General features: G+C 69.6%; 20 protein-coding genes. 9 read left to right on the forward strand and 11 right to left on the reverse strand.

Translation table 11 applies throughout. The features are described 5' to 3' along the window. The first annotated feature begins 99 nt into the window (after positions 1 to 99). Together RS901_RS22435 and RS901_RS22440 are read left to right on the forward strand one after the other, a co-directional pair. Complete coding sequence (locus RS901_RS22435; RefSeq protein WP_316156020.1) at positions 100 to 534, forward strand: hypothetical protein; 435 nt, start codon at positions 100 to 102, stop codon at positions 532 to 534. Continuing rightward, positions 506 to 1,222, forward strand: coding sequence for a ParB-like protein (locus RS901_RS22440; RefSeq protein WP_316156022.1), 717 nt, complete (start codon positions 506 to 508; stop codon positions 1,220 to 1,222). Before RS901_RS22435 ends, RS901_RS22440 begins: the two co-directional genes overlap by 29 nt. A 73-nt stretch (positions 1,223 to 1,295) precedes the next feature. Here the strand turns inward: RS901_RS22440 and RS901_RS22445 are convergent, their stop codons facing one another. The 4 genes from RS901_RS22445 to RS901_RS22460 form a co-directional block, all read right to left on the reverse strand. After that, positions 1,296 to 1,484, reverse strand: coding sequence for a DUF3008 family protein (locus RS901_RS22445; RefSeq protein WP_316156024.1), 189 nt, complete (start codon positions 1,482 to 1,484; stop codon positions 1,296 to 1,298). A 164-nt stretch (positions 1,485 to 1,648) separates the two neighbouring features. Continuing rightward, entirely contained in the window at positions 1,649 to 1,807 is a 159-nt protein-coding gene (locus RS901_RS22450) for a DUF3309 family protein (RefSeq protein WP_013953922.1), read from the reverse strand. A 201-nt stretch (positions 1,808 to 2,008) separates the two neighbouring features. Continuing rightward, positions 2,009 to 2,665 carry a response regulator gene (locus RS901_RS22455; protein ID WP_114134071.1) on the reverse strand — a complete coding sequence of 219 codons (657 nt, stop codon included), beginning with the start codon at positions 2,663 to 2,665 and terminating at the stop codon, positions 2,009 to 2,011. Then, on the reverse strand, positions 2,662 to 4,686 hold the full coding sequence (locus RS901_RS22460) for a type IV pili methyl-accepting chemotaxis transducer N-terminal domain-containing protein (protein ID WP_316156029.1): 2,025 nt from the start codon (positions 4,684 to 4,686) through the stop codon (positions 2,662 to 2,664). The genes RS901_RS22455 and RS901_RS22460 overlap by 4 nt, the downstream gene beginning before the upstream one ends. 313 nt (positions 4,687 to 4,999) lie before the next feature. Between RS901_RS22460 and RS901_RS22465 the strand changes: the two genes are divergently transcribed. Further along, positions 5,000 to 6,328: a hypothetical protein gene (locus tag RS901_RS22465; protein ID WP_316156031.1), complete on the forward strand. Its 1,329-nt coding sequence runs from the start codon at positions 5,000 to 5,002 to the stop codon at positions 6,326 to 6,328. A gap of 11 nt (positions 6,329 to 6,339) precedes the next feature. Here RS901_RS22465 and RS901_RS22470 read toward each other — a convergent pair whose 3' ends face one another. Further along, positions 6,340 to 7,509: a nitronate monooxygenase family protein gene (locus RS901_RS22470; RefSeq protein ID WP_316156033.1), complete on the reverse strand. Its 1,170-nt coding sequence runs from the start codon at positions 7,507 to 7,509 to the stop codon at positions 6,340 to 6,342. Between the two features lie 267 nt (positions 7,510 to 7,776). On the opposite strand from RS901_RS22470, the gene ubiU reads away from it, so the two are divergent. The 3 genes from ubiU to ubiT are packed head-to-tail and all read left to right on the forward strand — an operon-like array spanning position 7,777 to position 10,264. Next, the gene (gene ubiU, locus RS901_RS22475; RefSeq protein WP_316156035.1) at positions 7,777 to 8,823 is read left to right on the forward strand and encodes a ubiquinone anaerobic biosynthesis protein UbiU; all 1,047 of its coding nucleotides are present in this window, start codon (positions 7,777 to 7,779) and stop codon (positions 8,821 to 8,823) included. Between the two features lie 47 nt (positions 8,824 to 8,870). After that, positions 8,871 to 9,803 (forward strand): U32 family peptidase, encoded by a 933-nt coding sequence (locus RS901_RS22480; RefSeq protein WP_316156037.1) that lies wholly within the window; start codon positions 8,871 to 8,873, stop codon positions 9,801 to 9,803. Beyond that, positions 9,800 to 10,264 carry a ubiquinone anaerobic biosynthesis accessory factor UbiT gene (ubiT, locus tag RS901_RS22485; protein WP_114134076.1) on the forward strand — a complete coding sequence of 155 codons (465 nt, stop codon included), beginning with the start codon at positions 9,800 to 9,802 and terminating at the stop codon, positions 10,262 to 10,264. Before RS901_RS22480 ends, ubiT begins: the two co-directional genes overlap by 4 nt. A gap of 9 nt (positions 10,265 to 10,273) precedes the next feature. On the opposite strand, the gene RS901_RS22490 is transcribed toward ubiT, so the two are convergent. The 3 genes from RS901_RS22490 to norR form a co-directional block, all read right to left on the reverse strand. Beyond that, positions 10,274 to 11,845: a histidine kinase N-terminal 7TM domain-containing protein gene (locus RS901_RS22490; RefSeq protein WP_316156040.1), complete on the reverse strand. Its 1,572-nt coding sequence runs from the start codon at positions 11,843 to 11,845 to the stop codon at positions 10,274 to 10,276. Between the two features lie 204 nt (positions 11,846 to 12,049). Beyond that, entirely contained in the window at positions 12,050 to 12,478 is a 429-nt protein-coding gene (locus RS901_RS22495) for a polyhydroxyalkanoate granule-associated phasin (protein WP_316156042.1), read from the reverse strand. A 146-nt stretch (positions 12,479 to 12,624) separates the two neighbouring features. Next, positions 12,625 to 14,190, reverse strand: coding sequence for a nitric oxide reductase transcriptional regulator NorR (gene norR, locus RS901_RS22500; protein ID WP_316156044.1), 1,566 nt, complete (start codon positions 14,188 to 14,190; stop codon positions 12,625 to 12,627). A gap of 151 nt (positions 14,191 to 14,341) precedes the next feature. Between norR and ytfE the strand changes: the two genes are divergently transcribed. Both ytfE and RS901_RS22510 read left to right on the forward strand, forming a co-directional pair. Further along, complete coding sequence (gene ytfE / locus RS901_RS22505; RefSeq protein ID WP_316156046.1) at positions 14,342 to 15,061, forward strand: iron-sulfur cluster repair protein YtfE; 720 nt, start codon at positions 14,342 to 14,344, stop codon at positions 15,059 to 15,061. Between the two features lie 34 nt (positions 15,062 to 15,095). Further along, complete coding sequence (locus tag RS901_RS22510; protein ID WP_316156048.1) at positions 15,096 to 17,384, forward strand: nitric-oxide reductase large subunit; 2,289 nt, start codon at positions 15,096 to 15,098, stop codon at positions 17,382 to 17,384. Between the two features lie 77 nt (positions 17,385 to 17,461). Here the strand turns inward: RS901_RS22510 and RS901_RS22515 are convergent, their stop codons facing one another. Then, on the reverse strand, positions 17,462 to 18,121 hold the full coding sequence (locus tag RS901_RS22515; protein ID WP_316156050.1) for a DsbA family oxidoreductase: 660 nt from the start codon (positions 18,119 to 18,121) through the stop codon (positions 17,462 to 17,464). A gap of 126 nt (positions 18,122 to 18,247) precedes the next feature. Next, positions 18,248 to 18,598, reverse strand: coding sequence for a hypothetical protein (locus RS901_RS22520; RefSeq protein WP_316157273.1), 351 nt, complete (start codon positions 18,596 to 18,598; stop codon positions 18,248 to 18,250). Positions 18,599 to 18,815: 217 nt separating this feature from the next. Between RS901_RS22520 and RS901_RS22525 the strand changes: the two genes are divergently transcribed. Continuing rightward, positions 18,816 to 19,196: a cytochrome c family protein gene (locus RS901_RS22525; protein ID WP_316156052.1), complete on the forward strand. Its 381-nt coding sequence runs from the start codon at positions 18,816 to 18,818 to the stop codon at positions 19,194 to 19,196. Here the strand turns inward: RS901_RS22525 and soxR are convergent. After that, a complete protein-coding gene (gene soxR / locus RS901_RS22530; protein WP_316156054.1) occupies positions 19,159 to 19,674 on the reverse strand; it encodes a redox-sensitive transcriptional activator SoxR in 516 nt (171 codons plus the stop codon). The two genes, RS901_RS22525 and soxR, sit on opposite strands and share 38 nt — an antisense overlap. Positions 19,675 to 19,677 lie beyond the last annotated feature (3 nt).

Genomic DNA, 19,677 nt, shown 5'->3' on the forward strand with positions numbered 1-19,677 from the left:
CCGTGCGCGCGGCGTGCCGCACAGTGGGCGCAGGCGTGGCTCTTGCAATGTGGATGACAGCAGTCATGACCATCGCCACCATCATGGGAGTCAGTCATCATGTCATCGATCGTAGCCGGACGTTTCGATTCGATTGCCAGGGCCGAAGACGTGGCACGGACCCTGTTCGCGCGCGGCTTCTCCGTGTGGGACGTATCCATCATGTCGGTGGGGCAGGACAGTGCGCCGGACAGCGGCGCGGTGGACCGCGTCATGCTGGCGGCGTGCGTCAACAACGGCCTCGGTTCCGTTGCCGTGGACGTGCTGCGTGAAGCGGGGGCGAGCGGACTGGAGCGCGCGCAAGGCAACTGGGAATGCGGCCAGTGGACGGATTTCAATCCCGCCCGCCACGGCGAGCCCATACGAGACGGCGAGGGTGAATACTGGCCGCGCCCGCTCGCACGCGAGGCGGTTGCCGAAGAGAGCACCGGCAACGAAGACCCGGGCAGCGAGCTTGAGCACTTCGTTGACCAGAAGCGTGCCGGGCACGACTGAGCGCCGCGCTGCCGACAGCGCTGGACACGGCGCGCCGCGCAACATGGCCGTTGCCGAACTGGCGCGCCTGCGCCCGACCCAGCTGACGCTGGGTTATGCGCACGTCAGCCACAAGATGGACGTAACGCAGCGCCACGCGAACCCGGACGACCACGCGGCGCTGCGGCGCTTCATGCGCCGCCATCGCATCAGGACCGTGGCCGGGCCGGGCGGCGGCCTCTATATCGTCGATCGCCATCACTGGGCGCGGGCGTGGCTGGATCTCGGCTACGAGCAGGCACCCGTGCGCGTGCTGCATGACTTCAGCCGCCTGAGCCCGTCGGCGTTCTGGAAGCGGATGCGCCGTCTCGGCCATGTCCATCCCTATGACGAGCACGGCAAGCTGCTGGGCCCGAAGGCGCTGCCGTCCACCGTGCGGGGCATACGCGACGATCCCTATCGCAGCCTGGCGGCCTTTGCGCGCGAGGCTGGGGCCTACCGCAAGCCTGGCAGCACTGCCGGCGAATTCTCATGGGCCGGCTTCCTGCGCGAGCGGGTGGAACAGGACCTGGGCAGCGTTGCGGGATTCGGGCTGGCGCTGGCGGAGTCGATCCGGCTGGCGCGCAGCGCCCGGGCAAGACGGCTGCCGGGCTATTGCGGCGGGCCGGTGAGGGGGAGAGTCGGGGAAAAGAAGGGCGGTGCCGGATAAGCAGGTGGCAGGCCCTGGCGGCCCGCCTGGGCTTGCTCTCTCTCCCGTGCGGGAGAGAGAGCAAGCTTGCCGATCAACTGTCTGACTTGTGCTTCGGCAGGCTCCTGGTCTTGGTCGAAGCCATCTTGTCGAGTTCCTTTTCGCTCATCGACTTATACATCGAGCGGGAAGGTCCCTTGAGCGATCCGGCCTTCTTTTCGCCGCGCTTTGCGGAGAGCGCCGCTCCCGCGGCCTGCTGTTGCGCCTTGGATTTGGCTGGCATCTGAGTCTCCTTGCGAAAGGGGGAAGGAACCGGGCGAATTGGTGGCACACGCCCGCGCTTTGTTATAGGGCGGGCGCCGGCGCGGCAGCGACAAGGGTCGACCCGCGCCGGCGCCGCTGCGTGCGCGTGCCGGCGTGCATCGCCCGCAGGCTGGCCGGGAAACACTAGATCCGGCCAAGCACCACGAGCAGCACCACGATCAGGACGATCAGGCCCAGGCCGCCGCTAGGCCAGTAACCCCAGCCGGAACTGTAGGGCCAGGCCGGCAGCGCGCCGAGCAGCAGCAGGACAAGAATGATCAGGAGGATGGTGCCGATTCCCATGGCGTGCTCCTTGTTCGTGGATCTGGCAAGCCGGGGGCTTCCGGACCGGGGTGGCCTCGGAGAGCCAACTGCTTACTGTTCAGCCTAGATCAGGGGGCGCCGGCATCCCCCCGGACTAGGGCTGAAATCGGTGTAGGAATCGGACGACGCTGGGGTGTGTGGGGCACATGCAGGGCCGTCGTGGCGGACGCTGCGCCGCGTTCAGCACGCTGCGTTCAGCCCGTGCTCGACGGCATAGACGGCCACCTGCACGCGGCTGGCCAGGTTCAGCTTCTTCAGGATGTTCTGCACGTGGATCTTCACCGTGCTTTCCGCCACGCCCAGGTCGCGCGCGATCTCCTTGTTGCTTTCGCCGCGCGCCAGGCCCTGCACGATCTCGCGCTCGCGCGCGGTCAGACGTGGCGCTTCGTCCTGGCGTGCCGCGGCCACCGGTGCGGGTGCGCGGAACTGGGCCACCAGCTTGGCGGTCATGCTGTCGGAGATGACCGGCTCGCCGGCCGCGGCACGGCGGATGCCGGCGATCAGCGCCTCAGTCTCGATATTCTTGATCAGGTAGCCGCGCGCGCCGCCGCGCAGCGCGGCGGCCAGTTCCTCGGCTTCTTCCGACACGGTCAGCACGATCACGGCGGTCTGCGGCAGGTCCTCCACCAGCAGCTGCAGGGCCTCCAGGCCGGACAGGCCGGGCATGTTCAGGTCCAGCAGGATCACGTCGGGGCGGTGCTGCTTGGCGCGCTTGATGCCTTCCACGCCGTCGGCGGCTTCGTCGACGATCTCGAAATCGGCCTGCCGCTGCAGCAGTGCGCGGATGCCGGAACGGAACAGGGTGTGATCGTCGATCAGCAGGATGCGGATGGTCATGGCTGGGTCTCGGTGGTCGTGGGGGCGGGGCGGGTGTCGGCGAGCTCGCGGGCGCCCGAAGCGCGGCCGGCAGGCAGCACCAGTTCGATGCGAACGCCGTGGCCGGGGCGGGCCTGCACGTGCAGCTGCGCCCCCAGCCGCGCCGCGCGCTCGCGCATGATGTTCAGGCCGATATGCGCTTCGGCGCGCGTGGCAAGTTCCTCGGGGTCGAAGCCCTCGCCGTCGTCCTGCACCACCAGCCGGAAATCGCGGCCGTGGCTGAGCGCCACCGCCACGTGCGCCGCCATGGCGTGTTTGCGCACATTGGAGAGCGCCTCCTGCAGGATGAACAGCACCTGCAGCTGCTGCTCCGGCGCCAACGGCCAGGCGCCGCCGCTCTCGTCAATGGAGAGCGTGGCCTCGGTGCGGCACTGGCGGCGAAAGCGGCCCACGGTCTCTTCCACGGCCGGGCGCAGCTCGCCGGTGCCGAGCCGCGAGCGGAAGTTGTTCAGCAGCTCGCGCACGTCCTGGTAGCTCTCTTCCACGCCGTGGCGCAGCATCGGCACGATCTCGCGGGTCTCGGCCAGGTCGTCGCGCTCGACCGCGGCGTCCAGCAGTTGCACCTGCAGGTTCAGGTAGTTCAGGCCCTGCGCAATGCTGTCGTGCAGGCCCTGCGCCACCAGGTTGCGCTCTTCCACCACCGCCAGCTGGCGCGCGGTCGCGGACAGGCGCAGGTGTTCCAGCGCGGTGCCAAGGTGCTGGCCCAGTGTTTCCAGCATCTGGCGGTCTGACGGGGGCAGCGCGCGCGGCGTGCGGAAGTGCAGCGCGAACACGCCGGTGGCGCCGCGCTGGCTTTCGATGCGGAAGGCCGCCAGCGACTGGAAGCCGTTGCGGCTGCAGGGCGTGGCATCCGCGGCGGCGCCCTGGCGCTGCGCCGCGCGCAGGTCGACGATGGCGACCACGGCCTCGCGCGTGGCGTCGCCGCAATGGCAGGCGTTGGCCGCCGCGCAGGATTCGGATTCCGCCAGCGCGGCCGGCAGGCCGGCGGCAGCCAGCAGGTGCATCCTGCCGTGGCGGCTGTCCAGCACGCGCACGCTGCCGCCATCGGCATCGAACTGGCGCATCACGCGCTCCAGGAAGCCGCGCGCCATGGCCTCGGCATCGGCGGCCTGGTTCAGGAAGGCCGCCATGTCGTAGAGCGTCTCGAGGTCGCGGTTCTGGCGCTCCAGCTCCGCGGTCTTCTGCGCCACGCGCGTCTCCAGGTCGTGGTACAGCCCCTGCAGTTCGCCGGCCATGCGGTTGAAGCCTTCGCTTAGGGTGCCGAACTCGTCGCGGCTTTCCACCGGCAGGCGCAGCGAGAACTCGCGCGCGGCCATGCGCCGCAGGCCATCCTGCAGCCGCAGCACCGGCAGGATGATCCACAGGTAGAGCAGGTAGATCACGGCCACGGTCCCCACGCAGGCCATTGCCGCCAGCGCGAGCTGCGACACGCGCAGCAAGTCGGTCTTGCGCGCGCTGTCATGCTCGATCATGCCGACCAGGCGATCGGCCTGCGCGACGAAGCCGGGCAGTGCGGCGATATAGCGTGCCGGCGCGGCGTCGATGCCCGGTCCGGCCACCGCCAGCGGGCGCAGCCGTTGTCGCCAGTCTTGCGTGACACGGGTCATCTGCGCATGGATGGCAGGTTCGTCCGGCAGGAACAGCGGGCGCGCCGCGTCGCCTTTCCTGAGCAGGGCCAGCGTGGCGTCCAGCGTCTGCACCTGTTCGGCCAGTGCATTGTCCTGGCGCGCCTGTGCCAGCGTCAGTTCGATCGCCACGCGGTTGGCGCGCATGCGCAAGCTGCCGGCGTCATTGATGGCGGCACCCGCGCCTTCCAGCTTCCATGACAGCCACAGCGTGCCGGCAATCATGCCCAGCACCACCAGCAGCACGGCCAGCGAGAGCGAGATGATGCGGGTGGAAAGGCGGTCGCGCAGCGCCGGCAGGCCGGCAGCGCCGGAGGCCGCCGTGGCGCTGGCGGCTGGAGGATCGGTTCGGAACATGGCGGTATCGGGGGCTACCAGTCGGGGAAGCCGGGTGGTGGCCCGGCGGCCAGCGCGTGCATCGCTGTGCGCTGGCAGTGGAAGCCATTTTCCCTGCGCAGCAGGCGGGGCTTCCTGCGCCAGATCAAGAAAACCCGGCTTCGGTGTGGTGTATGTGCGGTCGGCTGCGCATCGGCGGATCCCACCAGACCTGTCACGTCGTGATATATCGATCCGCCGCATGGGGCGGGGATATACCGTCGGACTTATCTGCGGTCAAATCCCCACGACCTGCCCTGGCCTAGCATCCGGTCAACATTGATGGGAGAAGCGCTTGAAGGCAGCCAGTTTCGACTACGAACGCGCCCCGCGCCTGGCAGTGGTGTTCGGCTGCCTGATGCCGGCGCCGTGGCTTGGCGCCGCGGCGGGCGTCTTGCTTGCCGCCGGTCCGCCCGACGGCTTGCCGGACCGCTTTGCGCCACTGGCGCTGGTGGCGGTGCATGTGCTGGCGCTGGGCATGCTGCTGCCGGTCATGGTGGGCGCGCTGTTCCAGACGATGCCGGTGGTGGCACGCGTGGCCGTGCCAGGTGCGGGTCTGCTTGCGCCGTTCATCGCCGCGGCCGGCGCCGGCGTGGCCACCGCCCTGGGCATTGGCCTGCTCGGCGGCGAGCCTGTGGCGATGCAGGCGGCGGCGGCCGTGGCCGTGATCCTGTTGCTGGCCGGGGCCATCCTGCTGGCCGCTGGCCGGCGCGTGGCCGCAGTGGATGCCACCACGCGCACCCTTGCCGGCATCGGCGCGCCGCTGATGGTCGCGGTGCTGTGCGGCATGGTGCTGGCCGGCACCTTCGGCGGCTGGTGGCACGTGCCGGTGACGCGCTGGCTTGGCCTGCATATGGCGTGGGCACTGGGCGGCTGGCTGGCCGCGCTGGTGACCGGCGTGGCCACCACCGTGCTGCCGATGTTCTGGCAGGCTCCGCGCTTGCCGCCGGCGATCGGGCGCTGGCTGCCCATGGCGCACTGGTTGCCGCTGGCGCTGTTCAGCGCCGCGGCAATGCTGTGGCCGGATCACCGGGCACTGGCGCACGGCGCGCTGCTCGCGTGGCTGGCGTTCGTGGCGGTGGTGGGCGGGTGCGGGCTGGCCGGCACCCTGCGCGCGCGGCGGCGCCATGATCCGCTGTGGCTGCTCTGGCTGGTGGCATGCGCCAGCATGGTGGGCGCGGCGCTGCTGGGGGCGGCAGCAGTGGTGCTGCCCGCCACCGGGCTGCCGCTGGCATGGTGGGCCGGCACCATGGTGCTGGTCGGCGTGGGCGTGCTGCCGGTCACGGCCATGCTCGGCAAGATCGTGCCGTTCCTGGCCTGGCTGCACCTGCGCCGGCTGCTGCCGCCGCGCGCGCGGGTGCCGGCCATGCAGGCCATTATCGTGCCGGGACGGCAACGGCAGCAGGCATGGCTGCTGCTGGCGGCCTACGCGCTGCTGCTGGCGGTGCCGCTGGCGCCGGCGCCGCTGACCCGCGCTGGCGGCCTGCTGCTGGCGGGCGCCAGTGCGTGGCTGGGGTGGCAGCTGCTGGGAGCGTTGCGCTGCATGCGGCAGATGCGCAAGCGCGGCGGGTTGCCGCCGCGCCATATGGCCGGATCTGCCAGGGGCAGCCAGCGCCAGGTGTGAGGCTGCAGCCGTCAGGCTGGTGCCGGGGCTTGCGTCAGCCCCGCAGGCTTTTCCCCGGTCAGCAGGTAGTGCATCAGCTCCGCCACCGGACGAATGGCTTCGCCGAAGGGCAGCGCACCCCGGCCGCGAAAGAACAGGCCGCGCTCCACGTCGCCGCGCACGGCCTGCGCCAGCTTCAGGTCGATGCAGAACTGGCCGATGCGGGCAATGCCGTCACGCAGCCCGCACGCTTGCAGGCAGTCGAAGCCCTCCAGGCATTCACGCGGCTTGGCGCGGCGCTGCAGCCGCGACTCGCTCGACAGGTAGCGCGACAGCCACGGCGTCAGCACCGCGCGCGCGGGCAGCCCGGCCACGCTGGTGAACTCGCGCAGGGTCTCGGGCCGCGCCGTGGCCAGCACCTGCTTGAAAGCCGGGTGGGCATCGCATTCCTCTGTCACGGCGAAGGCGGTGCCCAGCTGCACCGCGGCGGCGCCCTCGCCCAGCCAGTGGCGCACCTTGGCATGGCTGTCGATGCCGCCGGCCAGGATCAGCGGAATGCTGTCCCAGGCCAGTCCCAGCTGCGCAAACAGCTCGCGGCATTCGGCCAGCACGCGCGAAAACGAGAAGCGCGGCTCTGACAAGTCCTGGATGGTGGCCGCGCCCAGGTGGCCGCCGGCATGCGCCGGGTGCTCGATCACGATGGCATCGGGCAGCCGGCCCTTCTTCATCCAGCGGCGCAGCACCAGGCCGATGCCGCGTGCCTCGGACAGGATCGGGATCAGCGCCACCCTGGGGTGGCTGGCGGTCAGTTCGGGCAGGTCCAGCGGCAGGCCGGCGCCCATGACGATGGCATCGGCGCCGCTTTCGCAGGATTGCCGCACCAGCGCGGCGTGCGAGCCCACGGCCTTCATCACGTTGACGGCGATCAGCCCGCGGCCCTCGGACGCCGTGCGCGCGGCACGGATCTCGCGATCCAGCGCTTCGAGGTTGGCGGCTTCGATGGCGGGCTTGTCACGGCTGCCGCGGGTGCGTTCCATCAGGTCGGGGTGGTGGTGGCGCAGGTCGATGCTGGCGATGGTGCCGACGCCGTTCTCGCGCGCGACGGCGCCGGCCAGCCGGTGGGCCGAGATGCCGATGCCCATGCCGCCCTGCACGATGGGCAGCAGGCGGCGGCCGGCCAGCTTGAGCCAGGGTTGATTCATAAAGTCTCCGGAAGGGGATGGGCGCGGGGCCGGCGTGCGGCCAGCCGCGGGGATGACCGGGCAAGCGTGGCACAGCGGCACGGGCCGGCGTTTGCTGCAGGTCAAGCGCGCGGTGGTGGCCTGCCATCGGCCTACGCCAACCGGCATAGGCCAACGCGGGCGGTGTGCCGTTGGCGTGGGTTTGCGCGCGGTCAAGCCCCTGCTGCAAGCGCTTGGCTAGCATCGGCCGCTGTCTTCATCTTCGCGCCGCCGCCGGCGCCATCACCGATGACCCCTGCCTCCCCAGCCCCATCCGCCGCGGCGAGCGTGCCGCGCCGGCCCCAGCTTGTTGCGCCCGCCGGTTCGCTGGCGGCCCTGCGCATGGCGCTGCAGCACGGCGCCGACGCGGTCTACCTGGGCCTGCGCGATGCCACCAACGCGCGCAACTTCGGCGGCCTGAACTTTACCGAGGCCGACATCCGCACCGGCGTGGCCGAAGCCCACGCGCGCGGCGCCGAGGTGCTGTTCGCCATCAACACCTTCGCCCAGATGGGCGCGGTGGCCCAATGGCAGCGCGCGGTCGATGCGGCGGCGGACCTTGGCGCCGACGCGGTCATCATGGCTGACGCCGGCCTGATGGGCTATGCGAGCGAGCGCCATCCTGAGTTGCGGCTGCACCTGTCGGTGCAGGGCTCGGCCACGCACGCCGACGCCATCGAGCTGATGCGCGAGCGCTTCCATATCCGCCGCGTGGTGCTGCCGCGCGTGCTGTCGCTGGCGCAGATCGGCAAGCTGGCGCGCCAGACCAGCGTGGAGCTGGAGGTGTTCGGCTTCGGCAGCCTGTGCGTGATGGCCGAGGGGCGCTGCCTGCTGTCGTCCTACGCCACCGGCGACTCGCCCAACAACAAGGGCGTCTGCTCGCCCGCGCACGCGGTGCGCTGGACCGAGCAGGACGGCACCATGCAGGCGCGGCTGTCGGGCATCCTGATCGACAGCTATGCGCCGGGCGAGCCGGCCGGCTATCCCACGCTGTGCAAGGGCCGCTTCGCGGTGGAGGGCGAGCGCGGCTACGTGCTGGAAGAGCCGACCAGCCTCAATGCGCTGTCGCTGCTGCCGGCGTTGATCGACATGGGCATTGCCGCCATCAAGATCGAAGGCCGGCAGCGCAGCCCGCGCTATGTGGGCGATGTGGTCGGCGTGCTGCGCGCGGCCATCGACGCGGCCTGCGCCGATCCGGCGCGTTTCGTGCCGCGGCAAGAGTGGCAGAGCACGCTGGGGCGCCATGCCGAAGGCGACCAGGTCACGCAAGGCGCCTACGACCGGCCATGGCGGTGACACCCATGACATCGATCTGCATTGAACCGGCCATGATGGAGCTTCCCATGCCAGAGATTGCCGCGGCCGCGATGCCGCAAGCCGTAGCGATGCCCGACTTCGGCATCGCCCTGGGTCCGCTGCTGTACTACTGGCCGCGCGAGGCCGTGATGCAGTTCTATGCGTCGGTCGCCGATGCGCCGGTCGACCGCGTCTACCTCGGCGAGACCGTCTGCACGCGCCGCCATGAAGTCCGCCATGCGCAATGGCTGGAGATTGCGCAGATGCTGCGCGATGCCGGCAAGGAGGTGGTGCTGTCGACGCCGGTGCTGGTGGAGTCCGACACCGATATCGCCTGGATGCGGCGCGCCTGCGCGCAGGACGACTACCTGGTCGAGGCCAACGATCTGGGCGCGGTGCGCTGCATGGCAGGGCGGCCCTTTGTCGGCGGCCCCCACCTCAATGTCTACCACGCCGATACGCTGGCGTGGCTGGCCGGGCTGGGCGCGGCTGGCTGCGTCGCGCCGGTGGAAATGGACGGCGCCACGCTGGCCGCGCTGGCAGCGGCGCGCCCCACTGGCATGCGTTTGGAAGCCTTTGTCTGGGGCCGCCTGCCGCTGGCATTCTCGGCGCGCTGCTTTACCGCGCGCCACCATCGGCTGCGCAAGGACAGTTGCGAGTTCCGCTGCATGGATTATCCCGACGGCCTGGTGGCCGCCACCGGCGAAGGGCAGGCGTTCTTCACGCTCAACGGCGTGCAGACGCAGAGCGCCACCTGTCTGGACCTGTGCGCAGAGGCGTTGTCGATGGCGCGGATGGGGGTGGGGATGCTGCGCGTGAGCCCGCATTCATCCGGCACGCTGCAGGTGGTGCAACAACTCGCGGCGATTCGTGCAGGTGAGCAGGCACCCGCTGCCAGCGGCATCACGCCGGCCGGCGCCCAGCCCTGCAATGGCTACTGGCACGGCAGCGCGGGCATTGCCTGGGAGGCCCGGGCATGAGCGCGCTGCACAAGCTGATCGCGGGCGTGCACCGGCGCATGCCCGCCCGTGCCCGGGCGCTGCCGCTGGTGGCGGCGCTGGAACTGGCGCGCCGGGCGGGATGGCTGGAGCCGCCAGCCGCACTGGACGGACATGCCTTCCTGCTGACGGTGCAGGATCTTGGGCTGGCCGTGCCGTTCCGCTGCGAAGGCGGGCGCTTTCGTGCCGCGGCGCCGGATGCCGAGCCTGAGCTGACGCTGCGTGCCTGCGCGGTCGACTACCTGCGCCTGCTGGGCGGCGAGGCCGATACCGACACGCTGTTCTTCCAGCGCCGGCTGGTGATCAGCGGCGATACCGCGCTGGGCCTGGAGGTCAAATACTGGCTCGATGCGGCGCCGCGGCCCGCATGGGTCAGCCAGGCCGCGGCGCGGCTGGTGGCCTTGCACGGGGCCACCGTGGGGCGGGCCGGTGCGGCGTCGTAGCCGTGGCGCTCAGGCGTCGCCGTCCAGCATGAAGCGGTTGCGTCCCGCGCGCTTGGCCCGGTACATCGCACTGTCGGCGCGGTGCAGCAGCGGCTCCAGCCGCGGCGCTTCCGGCACGGCGCAGACCGCGCCCACGCTGATGGTGACCACCGGCTGCACCGGCGTGCCGTTGTGCGCGATGCCGAGATCGCGCACAACGGCCACCATGCGGCGCGCCACGTCACGGGTCTCGTCGCGCGTGGCGCCGGGCAGCACCGCCGCGAATTCCTCGCCGCCCAGCCGGGCGCAGAACTGCTCGCCGGACAGCGTGCGGGTCAGGGCGCCGGCAATCTGCCGCAGGCAGTCGTCGCCGGCCACGTGGCCATGCAGGTCGTTGTATTGCTTGAACTGGTCCACATCCAGGATCAGCAGGCCCAGCGCCTGGTTGCGCTCGCACGCCCGGGTCACGGCCGCGATCGACTCGCGCTGGAAGTAGCGCCGGTTGCGGATGCCGGTCAGGGCGTCGATGTCCAGGTCGGCCTGCACCTGCCACAACTGCTCTTCGGTCTGGCCGAGCCGCGCGGTCAGGGCCAGCTCACGCGACTGGAAGCGGCTGATGTCGCGCAGGAACAGCAGGCTGCCGATCTGCCTGCCGTCCAGTCGGGCGACCCGCTCCACCGTAAGCTCGAAGGGGGCGCCCGGCGGCACGAAAGGCGTGGCCGCGAGGCTGGCTGTGTCGGCAGGCGAGTGCTGCAGCGCTGCGTCCCAGCCGGAGGGCAGGGGATCGCCGCGGCGCAGGGCCGGCCAGAGCTGCGCCGCGGCCGGATTGAATTCGACGATGACACCATGGCTGTCGACGATCACGCAGCCTTCGCTGAGGGCATCGAACACCCGCAGGCGGGCGTAGTGGCCGATGTCGTCAAGGTGCGTGCGCAGGGCGCAGAACCAGACCAGCGTGGCCATCAGCGAGAATGTCGCCGGCGTCAGGTCCCCGCCCAGCTGCCCGGTCCAGCGGTTGAGGTAGGCGACATTGGCAACCAGGGGCAGGGCCAGGCCCGACGCCAGGATGGCGCGGCCCCGGCGCGACAAGGACCCGTTGGGCACTTCGGCCGTGACCAGGAAATACAGGCTCACCCCCAGCAGCAGGTACGACCAGACGGCCACCGCGGCATAGCCGATGCCATGGTCGAACACCGCGCCGGGCAATACGCCGGGAGGCATCAGCGTGATGCGCGGCCAGATCAGCCGGTGGCGCTCGTTGGTGAAGACCATCACCACGGTGACCACGGCCACCAGCACGGGCAGCCACAGCCTGGACCAGGGCACCACATAGCGCGGGCGGCTCAGGTGCACCATTGCCACCAGCCAGCCGATCGGCACGGCGACAATCCCGAGGTACTGGATCTTGGCCCACAGGATGCGCCCCTCCAGGTCCGTGGCGCTGATCTCGAGCAGGCGGCCGCCGCTCCAGGTCGCCGCGCCGAATGCCAGCACCAGGAACGCCTGGACGGTCGGATCGTCGCGCCGCGGCCAGGTGGCGATGGCCATGCCGATGCAGGCAACCACGGCGACGGTAAGCAGGAGAACCAGGGATGAGGGCATTGAGGGCGGAGCGCGTCCCGAGACCCGGGCGTTGGTTCCGGCGATCCGCGATCTCGTCAGCCAGCATGATACCGGGCTGCGCGGCTGGCTTGGCTGTGGGTGCGCCGATGCAACAGGTGGTGGGGCGCGGGGCGCCCCACCACCTGGCGTCGAGCGATCAGTTCGGGATGATCGCCGCGACGGCGCAAGGCGGGGGTGGCCGGGTCATGCCGGCCGCGGGGTTTCGCGGACCAGCCAGAAGGGGATGTCGGTGACGTTCCTTTGCATGCCTTGCCAGTCAGGCATCAGGCCCTGCGTCAGCAGGTGGCCCCAGCCATCGATCCATTTCTGCTGGGCCCGGGCGCACAGCTCCAGCATGGCCGACGCATAGTGCAGCGGGCCGCCGATCAGCGGCAGCTCGCAGGCAATCTCGCGCGCGTAGAAGGCCTCTGGCTCCGGCGCAAGGATCGAGCCCATGGCATCGAACTGCAATTCTTCATACACGGCGCGGGCGAACTCCAGGTTGAGCTCGGCCATGCGGCGCCAGTTGTCCGACAGGTCGGCCTGCATCGCCTCAAACTGGTGCGAGCCGGAGAAGAAGGTGGGAAACGGCCAGAAGCCGAGCGGCCAGAAGGCTTGCGTTGCGGTCATCATCGCGGGAATCTCCGGTGGTGGGCGTGCGCGCAGTGGGGCGGCAGTTGCTGCACACGGCGATGCCGCGATGCGGGCGGCACCCAGACTAGCTTATGCGGTAACGGCGCGCATCGCCATGCCGGCATCCTGGCAGCGGAGTGTGACAGTCACTTGCATCCCAACCGCTTGGCCAGCTTGTGCAGGTTGCTGGCATCGATGCCCAGCTGGCGTGCTGCCTGGGCCCAGTTGCCCCCCTGGTCCTGCAGCGCCTGTTCGATGCAGGCGCGCTGGGTTTGCTCCACCGCGTCGCGCAGGGTGATGCCTGCAGCAAGCGCCGGGGCGGCGAACGCGCTGGCCATGCTGGCGCCGGCATGGCGTGCCGCGGGCACATCCAGTCCGTCGAGATCGAGCAGTTCAGGCTCCAGCGTCACGATGTCGTTGCGGCCCGCGCCGCGGCTGACGGCACGCAGCGCGGCGCGGCTGATCACGTGTTCCAGTTCGCGCACGTTGCCGGGCCAGCGGTAGCTGCGCAGCGCATCCTGCGCACCGCCTGACAGCCGCAGGCTGCGCAGCCCCAGGCGCGCGCGGTTCAGCTCCAGGAAGCGCCCGGCCAGCAGCAGCACGTCGTTGCCGCGCTCGCGCAGCGGCGGGATCGGGATCGGGTAGACCGACAGGCGGTGGTACAGGTCGGCGCGGAACGAGCCGTCGCGCACGTGCTCGCGCAGGTTGCGGTTGGTGGCGGCAATCACGCGCACGTTGACGCGGCGCGGGCGGTCCGAGCCCAGCCGCTGGATCTCGCCGTTCTGCAGCGTGCGCAGCAGCTTGGCCTGGATCGCCAGCGGCAGTTCGCCGACTTCATCGAGGAAGAGGGTGCCGCCGTCGGCGGCCTCGAAGCGCCCCGGGCGCTCGCCGGTCGCGCCCGAGAACGCGCCGCGCGCGTGGCCGAACAGCTCGCTTTCAGCCAGCGACTCCGGCAGCGCGGCGCAGTTGACATGCACCAGCGGCTGCGCACGCCGGCGCGACTGGCGGTGCAGGCGGTGCGCGAACAGCTCCTTGCCCACGCCGGTCTCGCCCAGCAGCAGCACCGGCAGGTCGGTATCGGCCACCACTTCCAGCTCATGCAGCAGGTTGGCGATGGCCTCGCTCTGGCCGATGATCTCGCCGCCGATGTCGCCATGCTGGGCCGTGGCTTCGTCGGCATCGGGCGTGCCGCGCGCCAGCTGCAGCGCGCGGATCTCGCCTTCCAGCCGGGTGGTGCGGATGGCCGCTTCGACGATCACCGTCAGCCGCTGCAGCTCGGCCTGGGCCGCGGCATCGAAGGTGCCGATCGCCAGCGCGTCCAGCGTCAGCGCGCCCCAGGGCTGACCGTCCACGGCCAGGCTGGTGCCCATGCAGTCATGCACCGGCAGCGGCTCGCCGACGTGCTCGTCGATCAGGCCGTCGTACGGGTCGGGCAGCACGCTGTCGTGATGGAAGCAGGTCACCCCGCGGCGCGCCAGGATGGCGGCCAGGCGCGGGTGCAGGCCGACCGCAAAGCGCCGGCCCAGCGCATCGCGCACCAGGCCATCGACGGCCACGGGGCGCAGGTGGTCTTCCTCCAGCCGCAGCAGCGCCACCGCGCCACAGCGGAAGTGCGCGCGCAGCATGCTGACCAGCCGCTGCAGGCGCACCGCATGCGGCAGGTCGGTGACAAGGTCGGCCAGCAACTCTGGATACATTGCGCTCGGTAGCATGGTGAAAAACACCGTCAGGGTAATTAGTACCGCGAGAAGTATAAGGTATTAATCACCATCACTGTTTCAAGTCATTGATCCGGATAGGTTTTTTTCAGGCACGCTCCTCGCGTAAGTCATGCAGGCATAACTTCCACACGGAGCAACCATCATGACTTTGCAGGACCACTCGCTTGGCCAGCTGGCCCGCCTGATCCCCGGTGCCACCCGGATCTTCCACGACTACGGGCTGGACTTCTGCTGCGGAGGCAAGCAGACCCTGCGCGACGCCGCACGGCAAAAGGGGCTCGATGCGGCTGCCGTCGGCACCATCGACGCCCGGCTGCGCGCGCTGCAGGACGAAGCCGGGCCGTCGGCGCAGGACTGGAACACGGTGGCGCCGGCCGAGCTGATCGACCATATCCTCACGCGCTTCCATGCGCGCCATCGCGAGCAGTTGCCAGAGCTGATCCGCCTGGCGCGGCGCGTAGAGCAGGTGCACGGTGACCGGCCCGATTGCCCGCTTGGCCTGGCCGACCACCTGAGCGAGATGCTGGGCGAGCTGGAAATGCATATGCAGAAGGAAGAGCAGGTGCTGTTCCCGATGTTGTCGCGCGGCCTGCATGCTGCAGCGGGCCGGCCGATCATGGTGATGCGCGCCGAGCATGACGACCACGGCGTGGCGTTGCAGCGGCTGGCGGCGCTGACCAACGACATCACGTTGCCGCGCGCGGCCTGCAATACCTGGCGCGCGCTCTACCTAGGGCTGCGCGCCCTGCGCGAGGACCTGATGGAACACATCCACCTGGAAAACAACGTGCTGTTCGAAATCGCCACGGCGCCCGCCGCCGCCGCGCAAGCCACCGGCTGCGGTTGCTCGACGCACGCCTGAGCCCTCCCGCCACCATAACCAACGACTTCGCATCATGGGTTCCTACCGCAGACTCTGGTTCCTGCTGATCGCCGTGCTGGCGGTCACGTTCTCCCTGCTCGGCTACTACGGCGTCGAGGTGTACCGGCAGGCCCCGCCAATGCCGGCCAAGGTCGTCACGACCGAGGGCCGCACGCTCTTCACCGGTGAAGAGATCCTGGACGGCCAGACCGCCTGGCAATCCGTGGGCGGCATGCAGCTGGGCTCCATCTGGGGCCACGGCGCCTACCAGGCGCCGGACTGGACCGCCGACTGGCTGCACCGCGAACTGACCGCGTGGCTGGAGCTGGCCGCGCAGGACGCTTACGGCCGGCCCTATGCGCAACTCGACGCGCCGGCGCAGGCCGCGCTGCGCGAGCAGCTGCGCACCGAGTACCGCGGCAATGCCACCGATCCGGCCACCAAGGTGCTGACTGTGTCGAAGCGCCGCGCACAGGCCATTGCCAATACATCCGCCTACTACGACAAGCTCTTCTCCGATGCGCCCGCGCTGCACACCACGCGCGAGCACTACGCGATGAAGGAGAACACGCTGCCCAGCGCCGAGCGTCGCGAACAACTCACGCACTTCTTCTTCTGGACCGCGTGGGCCGCATCGACCGCGCGCCCGGGGCACGAGGCCACCTACACCAACAACTGGCCGCATGAGCCGCTGATCGGCAACCAGCCCACCAGCGAGAACGTGGTGTGGTCGGTGATCAGCGTGGTGGTGCTGCTGGCCGGGGTCGGCTTCCTGGTGTGGGCGTGGGCCTTCCTGCGCGGCAAGGAAGACGCGCCGCCGCAGGCGCCGGCACGCGACCCGCTGCTGTCCGTGGCGCTGACGCCGTCGCAGCGGGCGCTCGGCAAGTACCTGTTCCTGGTGGTGGCGCTGTTCGTGTTCCAGGTGTTCCTGGGCGGCTTCACCGCGCACTACACCGTCGAAGGCCAGCAGTTCTACGGCATCGACGTTTCGCAGTGGTTCCCGTACGCGCTGGTGCGCACCTGGCATATCCAGAGCGCGTTGTTCTGGATCGCCACCGGCTTCCTGGCCGCGGGGTTGTTCCTGGCGCCGCTGGTCAACGGCGGCAAGGATCCGAAGTACCAGCGCCTGGGCGTCGACGTCCTGTTCTGGGCACTCGTGGTCGTGGTGGTGGGATCGTTCACCGGCAACTACCTGGCGATCGCGCAGAAGCTGCCGGCCCACCTGAACTTCTGGCTGGGCCACCAGGGCTATGAGTATGTCGACCTGGGCCGCCTGTGGCAGATCGGCAAGTTCGCCGGCATCCTGATCTGGCTGGTGCTGATGATGCGCGGCATCCTGCCGGCGCTGCGCGCGCGCGGCACCGACCGCAACCTGCTGGCGCTGCTGACCTCGTCGGTGGTGGCGATCGGCCTGTTCTACGGCGCGGGGCTGGCCTACGGCGAACGCACCAGCCTGACGGTGATGGAGTACTGGCGCTGGTGGGTGGTGCACCTGTGGGTGGAAGGCTTCTTTGAAGTCTTCGCCACCACCGCGCTGGCCTTTATCTTCTCCACGCTGGGCCTGGTGTCGCGTCCGATGGCGACGGCCGCCAGCCTGGCCTCGGCATCGCTGTTCATGCTGGGCGGCATTCCCGGCACCTTCCACCACCTGTACTTTGCCGGCACCACCACGCCGGTGATGGCGGTGGGCGCCGCGTTCAGCGCGCTGGAAGTGGTGCCGCTGATCGTGCTGGGCCATGAGGCCTGGGAGAACTGGAGCCTGAAGCGGCGCGCGCCGTGGATGGCAGACCTGAAGTGGCCGCTGATGTGCTTTGTCGCGGTGGCGTTCTGGAACATGCTGGGCGCCGGGGTGTTCGGCTTCATGATCAACCCGCCGATCGCGCTGTACTACATCCAGGGGCAGAACACCACGCCGGTGCACGCCCATGCCGCGCTGTTCGGGGTCTACGGGTTCCTGGCGCTGGGCTTCACGCTGCTGGTGCTGCGCTACGTGCGTCCGGCCTACCGGCTCAGCCCAACGCTGATGAAGACTGCCTTCTGGGGGCTGAACCTCGGCCTGGTGCTGATGATCGGCACCAGCCTGCTGCCGATCGGCATCATCCAGTTCCTGGCCAGCGTCGAGCATGGCACCTGGTATGCGCGCAGCGAGGCCTTCATGCAGCAGCCCATCCTGCAGACCCTGCGCTGGGTGCGCACCTTCGGCGACGTGGTGTTTATCGTCGGCGCGGTGTCGTTTGCCTGGCAGGTGGTGCTGGGGCTGGCGAATCGTACGCCGGTGGCGGCGGATGCGGTGCCGGCGCGGATGAAGACGGCGGTGCGCTGAAAGATCGGGAGCGTGAGGCAGTGCTGGCCCGCCCGGGTTCCGGGCGGGCCTTTTTTATCCTGCCGATGCGTGGCTACTCAACTGTTCCCCGCCTGCTGCGCCTCGGCCACGATCTCCCGGATCGCCTGTTCGAAAGCCTCCACCGGCTGCCCGCCGGTAACCAGATAGCGGTTGTTGAAGATGATCGATGGCACCGACTGGATGCCCATGCGCTGGTACTCCTGGATTTCCGCGCGCACCGCATCGGCATAGTCATCGCTGTCCAGCACCTTGCGCGCCGCCGCGGCATCCAGGCCAACGGACTGCGCGGCTTCGACCAGCACTTCGTGATTGCTCGGGTCCTTGCCGTCGGCGTGGTAGGCGCGCAGCAGCGCCAGCTTCAGCGGCAGCTGCTTGCCTTCCAGGCCTGCCCAGTGCAGCAGCCGGTGGGCATCGAAGGTGTTGTAGACATGGGTGCGCTCGCCAAACGGAAAGCCCACGCCGGCGCCGCGCTCGCGGATCATGGCCTGGGTCTCCGCGATCTGTGCCGGGGTGCGCCCGTACTTCCTGCCGAGATAGTCGACGATCGCCTCGCCCTCCGGGCGCATCCCCGGGTTGAGTTCAAACGGATGCACGACGATTTCGGCATCCACCGCATCGCCAAGGCGCTGCAGCGCCAACTGCAGTGAAGACAGGCCGATGGCGCACCAGGGGCAGGCAATGTCGGAGACGAAGTCGATCTTGATGGGTTGGGGCATGGCTACTCCTGGCGTGGGCAGGGGCATGGCCCCGGCCCGGATCTGGAAATTGCCGACAGGGTAGCCTGACTGGCGAAACCTTGCAGGCGGGCACCGCGGCCGTGGCCGGGCGCCCGCCCCATGCCGTCAGTCCCAGCGGCGCCCGTGGCCGTCATTGTCGCCATGACGATATGCCCATTCGCGCTCGCGCCAGTCGCGGCGGTTGTCTCGATAGCCTTCGCGGTAGCCTTCCCGGTAGTAGCCCCGGTGGTAGTCCCTGCGATAGCCGCGGTCATAGTCATAGCGTACCGGCACCGGTGCCACCACGACGGGGCGCGGTGCCACCACTACCGGGCTGGGCGCATAGGCAACCGGAGCCGGCGCATACACCGGCGCAGGAGCATAGACCGGGGCCGGCTGGGCCACCACCACGCCCGGCACGCCGATGCCGATATCGATATTCACACCGGCGTAAGCCCCGGCGCTGGCCACCAGCATTGCACCACCTGCTACCGCCATTGCGATGATTCGTTTCATGGTTGCCTCCCAAGGGGCGTTGGACATGGGCTCACTGTAGGGGGCGGGCTTGTAATATGGGGCGCGCGAAGTGTTGCAAGTGTGACGTGGTGTAACCCTGCGGCAGGGCCGGGAGGTCTTGGCTACGCCTGTATCATGCAACCCCGTTGCCGAAGCTCTTTCCTTCCTTAGCTGCTCCATGCGCCGTACCGCCCTTGTTCTGCTGGCCCTGACCGCCTTCACCGCCATCCCCACCGCAGCCACTGCCGCCGCCGATATCCAGGCCGGCAAGGCATTGTTCACCACGCGCTGCGCCTCGTGCCACCACGTCGGCCGCAACGCGCGCGCAGGCTTTGGCCCGCAGCTGAACGGCATCTTCGGCCGTGCCGCGGGCGGCACCAGTGATTTCCAGTATTCGGAGGCGATGCGCGCTTCAAAGGTGGTGTGGTCGCATGACACGCTGCGTGCCTTCATCCATTCGCCCGGCAAGGTCGTGCCTGGCACGAAGATGCGCTTCTGGGGTCTCAGTGATGACAAGCAGATCAGCGATCTGCTGGCTTACCTGCAGACATTCCAGTAGGCGGAAAATGCGGCCCCGGCCCTTCCCCGGCCAGCGCGTCATGCGGATTGCGCAACGGACACGCCTTCAACGACAGACACCCACACCCGATACACCCATCTAGCTGGTCACGCAATTGCGTGAGCGTCCGGATCCGCTCATCCAGGTCATCGCGCCAGCTGGCCGACAGCCGGCGCCAGTCGGCCACAGTAGGCGCACGCCCGTCCGGCAGCTTCTGCATGGCATCGGCGATCACCGCCAGCGGCAGCCCCATGCGCTGCGCCACGCGGATCACGGCCAGCCGCCGCAGCACGGCGCGCGCATAGCGGCGCTGGTTGCCGCCGCTGCGGGTGCTGGCGATCAGGCCGCGCGATTCATAGAAATGCAGGGCGGATACGGCAATGCCCGTGCGCGCGGCGACTTCGCCGACGGAGAGCAGTTCTTCTGAAGGCGCGGCACGGCGCCGGCGCGGCGAGGGGGGCTTGTTCGCGGAGGCCATCGG

The sequence above is a fragment of the Cupriavidus sp. BIC8F genome (assembly GCF_032465815.1).
Classification (GTDB): Bacteria; Pseudomonadota; Gammaproteobacteria; order Burkholderiales; family Burkholderiaceae; genus Cupriavidus; species Cupriavidus necator.

What these genes read in the sequence shown, in the direction of transcription:
- RS901_RS22525 (WP_316156052.1), top strand. Translation starts at nt 18,816, where the DNA reads ATGCGCCGTACCGCCCTTGTTCTGCTGGCCCTGACCGCCTTCACCGCC.
- RS901_RS22445 (WP_316156024.1), bottom strand. Translation starts at nt 1,484, where the DNA reads ATGCCAGCCAAATCCAAGGCGCAACAGCAGGCCGCGGGAGCGGCGCTC.
- ubiU (WP_316156035.1), top strand. Translation starts at nt 7,777, where the DNA reads ATGACCCCTGCCTCCCCAGCCCCATCCGCCGCGGCGAGCGTGCCGCGC.
- RS901_RS22480 (WP_316156037.1), top strand. Translation starts at nt 8,871, where the DNA reads ATGCCAGAGATTGCCGCGGCCGCGATGCCGCAAGCCGTAGCGATGCCC.
- RS901_RS22510 (WP_316156048.1), top strand. Translation starts at nt 15,096, where the DNA reads ATGGGTTCCTACCGCAGACTCTGGTTCCTGCTGATCGCCGTGCTGGCG.
- RS901_RS22495 (WP_316156042.1), bottom strand. Translation starts at nt 12,478, where the DNA reads ATGATGACCGCAACGCAAGCCTTCTGGCCGCTCGGCTTCTGGCCGTTT.
- RS901_RS22450 (WP_013953922.1), bottom strand. Translation starts at nt 1,807, where the DNA reads ATGGGAATCGGCACCATCCTCCTGATCATTCTTGTCCTGCTGCTGCTC.
- soxR (WP_316156054.1), bottom strand. Translation starts at nt 19,674, where the DNA reads ATGGCCTCCGCGAACAAGCCCCCCTCGCCGCGCCGGCGCCGTGCCGCG.
- RS901_RS22435 (WP_316156020.1), top strand. Translation starts at nt 100, where the DNA reads ATGTCATCGATCGTAGCCGGACGTTTCGATTCGATTGCCAGGGCCGAA.
- RS901_RS22470 (WP_316156033.1), bottom strand. Translation starts at nt 7,509, where the DNA reads ATGAATCAACCCTGGCTCAAGCTGGCCGGCCGCCGCCTGCTGCCCATC.
- ubiT (WP_114134076.1), top strand. Translation starts at nt 9,800, where the DNA reads ATGAGCGCGCTGCACAAGCTGATCGCGGGCGTGCACCGGCGCATGCCC.
- norR (WP_316156044.1), bottom strand. Translation starts at nt 14,190, where the DNA reads ATGCTACCGAGCGCAATGTATCCAGAGTTGCTGGCCGACCTTGTCACC.
- RS901_RS22455 (WP_114134071.1), bottom strand. Translation starts at nt 2,665, where the DNA reads ATGACCATCCGCATCCTGCTGATCGACGATCACACCCTGTTCCGTTCC.
- RS901_RS22515 (WP_316156050.1), bottom strand. Translation starts at nt 18,121, where the DNA reads ATGCCCCAACCCATCAAGATCGACTTCGTCTCCGACATTGCCTGCCCC.
- RS901_RS22460 (WP_316156029.1), bottom strand. Translation starts at nt 4,686, where the DNA reads ATGTTCCGAACCGATCCTCCAGCCGCCAGCGCCACGGCGGCCTCCGGC.
- RS901_RS22490 (WP_316156040.1), bottom strand. Translation starts at nt 11,845, where the DNA reads ATGCCCTCATCCCTGGTTCTCCTGCTTACCGTCGCCGTGGTTGCCTGC.
- RS901_RS22520 (WP_316157273.1), bottom strand. Translation starts at nt 18,598, where the DNA reads ATGCTGGTGGCCAGCGCCGGGGCTTACGCCGGTGTGAATATCGATATC.
- ytfE (WP_316156046.1), top strand. Translation starts at nt 14,342, where the DNA reads ATGACTTTGCAGGACCACTCGCTTGGCCAGCTGGCCCGCCTGATCCCC.